The organism is Halodesulfovibrio sp. MK-HDV, assembly GCF_009914765.1.
In the GTDB taxonomy this organism is placed as follows: Bacteria; Desulfobacterota; Desulfovibrionia; order Desulfovibrionales; family Desulfovibrionaceae; genus Halodesulfovibrio.
Genome location: NZ_WYDS01000045.1, coordinates 1 through 4666 on the forward strand (window position 1 = coordinate 1; position 4666 = coordinate 4666).

General features: G+C 45.9%; 7 protein-coding genes and 1 pseudogene. 7 read left to right on the forward strand and 1 reads right to left on the reverse strand.

Features of this window, described 5'->3' with window-relative positions:
- Nucleotides 1–106: pseudogene (rpmB, locus tag MKHDV_RS18435) on the reverse strand (50S ribosomal protein L28); the annotation flags it as partial.
- Nucleotides 107–303: 197 nt separating this feature from the next.
- Between rpmB and MKHDV_RS18440 the strand changes: the two are divergent.
- The 7 genes from MKHDV_RS18440 to MKHDV_RS18470 form a co-directional block, all read left to right on the forward strand.
- Complete coding sequence (locus MKHDV_RS18440) at nucleotides 304–834, forward strand: DUF177 domain-containing protein (RefSeq protein ID WP_160717944.1); 531 nt, start codon at nucleotides 304–306, stop codon at nucleotides 832–834.
- A gap of 52 nt (nucleotides 835–886) precedes the next feature.
- The gene (gene rpmF / locus MKHDV_RS18445) at nucleotides 887–1063 is read left to right on the forward strand and encodes a 50S ribosomal protein L32 (RefSeq protein WP_160717946.1); all 177 of its coding nucleotides are present in this window, start codon (nucleotides 887–889) and stop codon (nucleotides 1061–1063) included.
- Nucleotides 1056–2096 carry a phosphate acyltransferase PlsX gene (gene plsX, locus MKHDV_RS18450; RefSeq protein WP_160717948.1) on the forward strand — a complete coding sequence of 347 codons (1041 nt, stop codon included), beginning with the start codon at nucleotides 1056–1058 and terminating at the stop codon, nucleotides 2094–2096. The genes rpmF and plsX overlap by 8 nt, the downstream gene beginning before the upstream one ends.
- A 53-nt stretch (nucleotides 2097–2149) precedes the next feature.
- A complete protein-coding gene (locus MKHDV_RS18455) occupies nucleotides 2150–3139 on the forward strand; it encodes a beta-ketoacyl-ACP synthase III (RefSeq protein ID WP_160717950.1) in 990 nt (329 codons plus the stop codon).
- Nucleotides 3140–3272: 133 nt separating this feature from the next.
- Nucleotides 3273–4016, forward strand: coding sequence for a 3-oxoacyl-[acyl-carrier-protein] reductase (gene fabG, locus MKHDV_RS18460; RefSeq protein ID WP_160717954.1), 744 nt, complete (start codon nucleotides 3273–3275; stop codon nucleotides 4014–4016).
- Between the two features lie 84 nt (nucleotides 4017–4100).
- A complete protein-coding gene (gene acpP / locus MKHDV_RS18465) occupies nucleotides 4101–4331 on the forward strand; it encodes an acyl carrier protein (RefSeq protein WP_160717952.1) in 231 nt (76 codons plus the stop codon).
- Between the two features lie 171 nt (nucleotides 4332–4502).
- Nucleotides 4503–4666: beta-ketoacyl synthase N-terminal-like domain-containing protein (locus MKHDV_RS18470; RefSeq protein ID WP_305794759.1), on the forward strand; the 164-nt coding region annotated here is incomplete at its 3' end.

Here is a 4666-nt window from a genome sequence, read left to right on the forward strand (position 1 = left end):
ACGCTGGAGGTTAGGCAAAAAAGCGACGTTTAGTTTTAATGTGTGAGTGGGAAACGTTGTTACCGACCTGTGGGCCTTTACCGCAAATAGCACATTCTTTAGCCATGGCGATTCTCCGTATATTAAAGAAAAAAAATTTATTACTTTGATTGTCACGCAAGAAGAACTTATCTAAAAGTCTTACTACAACTGCGCAAGCAAAGAGATGGGTGTATTATACCCTCGATACAAAAAAGGCAACCCTTTTCTTGACAAACAAACGCTCTCGCATGTAGAAATCCCCTTCCGCAAGAGGACACAAATATGAAACAACTTTGGCTAGCAATCAAGGACTTGCCTCCAGAAGGCAAGGAAATAATCATCAACGACCAATCCATATGGCAAAGTCCGATTGATGAATTCGCTCTTCCTTACACTATAAAGAAAGAGTTTGCAGCCCGTTTATTCCTCATCCCTCAAGAGCAGGGATGTATATTGCACGGCAGCATGACAGGTTCTGTTGCATTGCCATGCAATAGATGCACTCAAGACGCTACAATTAGCATCAACCAAAATTTTGATGAAGTATTCATACTTGACGAAGAGCTAAGTTCGGACGATACCGAACCTAATGTTCGCATCGCCAATGAAATTACTGGAATCGAAGTTGAGATTGCAGGCGTTCTTTGGGAAGAATTTGTCATCGCCCTTCCGGTCAAGCCTTTATGTAAGGCAGACTGTAAGGGTCTTTGCGCTGAGTGCGGCAAAGATTTAAACACTGGAAAATGCGAGTGTGAAGATTCATCACTCGATCCCCGCTTTGCGGTTCTTCGGAACCTTAAGGTGGATAAATAACGATTACGTCTTTCGGAATTCGTTCGAAAGCAGAATAAAGAGAGGATCTGTCATGGCTGTCCCTAAGAAAAGAGTATCCAAATCCCGTAAGGGCATGCGTCGCTCCCACCACCGTGTGGCTGTACCTTCCGTAGTATACTGCGAATGTGGCGAAGCAACACTTCAGCATCGCGTTTGTGCAGCTTGTGGCTCTTACAATGGTCGTCAGATCAGTAAGGACGATGCATAGCATCCCCGTTATAGCCGTGGACGCAATGGGCGGTGATATTGGACCGTCCGTTAACGTCCCAGGTGCTATTAAGGCTGCTCGCACCTTCGGTATCAAGGTTATTTTTGTCGGTAACGAGAAATTAATCAATGCCGAACTCGATAGGCTGCCCCTTAAAGGGGTGGCCTATGAAGTAGTGCACACCGATGAGGTGGCAGGAATGGACGAGAAGCCTTCCGATATTCTTCGTCGTAAAAAGAATGCGTCGATTCAGGTTGCATGCCGCCTTGTTAAAGAAGGCAAAGCAGATGGCATTGTCAGCGCCGGTAACTCCGGTGCTACTGTCGCATGCGGTATGTTTATCATCGGACGCATTGCTGGCGTTGAACGTCCTGCCCTTGCGAGCGTAATGCCTACAGAGAAGAACCCTATCGTTCTACTCGATGTAGGAGCCAACGTAGATTGTAAACCTCAGCACCTCTTCCAGTTTGGCCTTATGGCCAACGCCTTTGCCCGTGACCTTCTGGAGTATGAATCTCCACGAATTGGTCTTCTCTCCATTGGTGAAGAAGAAGGCAAAGGGAATACACTGGTAAAAGAAACCTACGATCTGTTCAAATTGACAGACGATATTAACTTCCTTGGAAACGTTGAGGGACGTGACCTTTTTACTGGTGAAGTTGATGTTGTTGTCTGTGACGGCTTTGTAGGTAACGTAGCCTTAAAACTCAGCGAAGGTCTTAGCACCTCCATGGGTCGGCTATTAAAACGACAGTTGATGTCTAGTACAATTGCTAAAATAGGCACCTTGCTGGCTAGAAAAGCGTTTAAAAAGTTTGCAAAAATTGTGGACTATGCCGAATATGGCGGCGCACCAGTATTGGGACTTAAGGGGATCGCGATTGTATGTCACGGCGCTTCGAATGATAAAGCTATCTTCAACGCCGTAAAAATGGCATCTATTTTCGTACGCAAAAAAACAAATGAGCGTCTAGTCGAAGCCATCAGCGCCAATCAAGAGCTGACGAGCTTTGGTAGAGCTATTAAGAACTAAAGCTGAGGCGGTGCAGTGTAACTGCGCCGTTTTATGGCTTTCCGGAAACTGCAATGAAAAAGCAATGTTACATCCGGGGATTCGGAGCATTTGTTCCTGAAAAGGTTCTAACTAACTTCGACCTCGAAAAGATGGTCGACACAAGCGACGAATGGATCAAAACCCGTACCGGAATTGAGCAGCGCCACATAGTGGCAGAAGGTCAGGCAACTTCCGACCTTACTACTCAGGCAGCAGAAGCTGCACTTGCCGATGCGAAAATGAACCGGGAAGAGTTATCCCATATTCTTGTGGCGACCTGTACTCCTGATGCTTACTGCCCAAATACAGCATGCATCACAGAGGACAAGCTTGGCTTAAAAGGCCTTATGGCTCTTGATCTAGCCGCAGCTTGTTCCGGTTTTGTGTACGGGCTAAAGGTGGCGAGCTCTCTTGCGCAGACAGAAGAAAATTCAAACGTTCTTTTGTGCGGTGGCGAGACAATGTCATCCCGTACTAACTGGGAAGATCGTAACACATGCGTTCTTTTCGGTGACGGAGCTGGCGCAGTAATCATCTCTGCCACTCCAACTGAAGATTCTACAACTATTGTAGACGTCGAACTTTCCTCTGATGGCTCTTTATGCGACCTGTTGACAATCCGCGGGGGCGGTTCAGCCTACCCCTATAAGGTTGGTCAGCCCGTCCCTGAAGAGCATTTCATTATGATGCAAGGACGCGAAGTCTTTAAACATGCTGTTCGCAGCATGGTAGGCGTGTGTAACACTCTTATGGAACGCAACGGCCTTACTCCGGACGACATCGATATTCTCCTTCCGCACCAAGCGAACAAGAGAATCATCGAAGCGGTCGGAAAAAAACTCACTATTGATAGTGAACGAGTGTTAGTAAACGTAGATAAAGTGGGTAACACATCCGCTGCATCTATTCCGATTGCACTCGGACAGGCCAAAGCAGCCGGCACACTAGAACCTGGTAAGAACATTCTGCTGACAACATTCGGCGGTGGTTTTACCTGGGGTGCAGCCCTGCTTAGAACCTAGAGATCTTATTTAATGCTACTCTCTTCCTAAAAGTTAAACATTCTTTTATGTTACACAGCTAGTTTTGGGAATTGAAGTTATACTCTCTTTGGGGTATAAGGCATTGCTTTTAACACCTAACCAGAAGTGAATAATTATGGAATTACTTTCAACTGCACTGGTTACCGGTGGCTCGCGCGGGATTGGCAAATCCATCGCTGAGCAGCTGGGTAAAGCCGGATTTCAGGTTTACCTCACATACGTTTCCAAGCCGGAAGAGGCAGAAAACGTTGCGGCTTCTATTGAAGCTGCTGGTGGTAAAGCAAAAGCGTTCAAATTAGATGTTGGCAATCCAGATGACATTGCAGCATTTTTTAAAGAAGAAATTAAAGACAAAGTGAAGCTTGATGTTCTTGTGAACAACGCTGGCATCACTAAAGATGGTCTCCTCCTTCGTATGAAGACAGAAGACTTTGATCGTGTCATTAACGTAAACCTGCGCGGAGCTTTTGTTGCCTGTAGAGAAGCAGCAAAAATCATGAGTAAACAGCGCTGCGGCCGTATCATCAACCTTACTTCTGTAGTAGGTCAGATGGGTAACGCAGGCCAAGCTAACTACTGCTCTGCTAAAGCTGGTATTATCGGTATGACAAAATCTATGGCAAAAGAACTCGGTAGCCGTAATATCACCGTGAACGCTGTTGCCCCTGGTTTTATCAAAACCGATATGACTAACGCTCTTCCAGAGACTGTGCGCAGTGAATACGAAAAGGCAATCCCTCTCAAACGCATGGGCGACGTAGAGGACATTGCAAATACAGTAGCCTTCCTTGCATCAAACAGTGCTGGCTACATCACTGGGCAAGTTATTGCCGTTAACGGCGGCATGTACTGCTAACGGACTTACGTCCGTAAAAGAACTTTACTGCTTTCTTTTGAGAAGGCAAAATAACAAAAAGTAAACAATCCATTGGAGGAATCCATGTCTGCAGAAGCAAAAGTAAAACAGATTATCATTGAGCAGCTCGGCGTATCTGAAGAAGAAGTAAAAAACGAAGCATCTTTCGTTGAAGACCTCGGCGCTGACTCCCTCGACCTTACTGAACTCATCATGGCTATGGAAGAAGAGTTCGGCATTGAAATCGACGACGACGACGCACAGAAGATCCTGAAAGTTCAGGACGCGTACAACTACGTAGCTAAACAGCAGTAGTTCGCACTGTTACAGCGTTTTATATACAGGCGTCTTGTGCTCACTGCATAAGACGCCTTACCCGCTTATTTTGATGGTACATTAAATGAGGTAGTGCCATCTGCGCAGCTTAAAGAGAAGCGGGTAGGTTTGATCTCTTATACAGCGCACTTTTTCCCAGGAATGAAGCATATGACTGAAAAAAGAGTAGTAGTAACTGGCGTTGCCACCATCAACCCACTCGGGAACGATGTTGACACAAGCTGGGATAACCTGATTGCCGGAAAATCCGGTATTGGGCCAATTACCCAGTTTGATGCAAGCGAGTTTAATTCACAAATTGCTGGCGAAGTTAA

Excerpts from the sequence above, each read along its gene's own strand:
- MKHDV_RS18440 (WP_160717944.1), top strand. The coding sequence starts at position 304 with ATGAAACAACTTTGGCTAGCAATCAAGGACTTGCCTCCAGAAGGCAAG.
- MKHDV_RS18455 (WP_160717950.1), top strand. The coding sequence starts at position 2,150 with ATGAAAAAGCAATGTTACATCCGGGGATTCGGAGCATTTGTTCCTGAA.
- rpmF (WP_160717946.1), top strand. The coding sequence starts at position 887 with ATGGCTGTCCCTAAGAAAAGAGTATCCAAATCCCGTAAGGGCATGCGT.
- plsX (WP_160717948.1), top strand. The coding sequence starts at position 1,056 with ATGCATAGCATCCCCGTTATAGCCGTGGACGCAATGGGCGGTGATATT.
- acpP (WP_160717952.1), top strand. The coding sequence starts at position 4,101 with ATGTCTGCAGAAGCAAAAGTAAAACAGATTATCATTGAGCAGCTCGGC.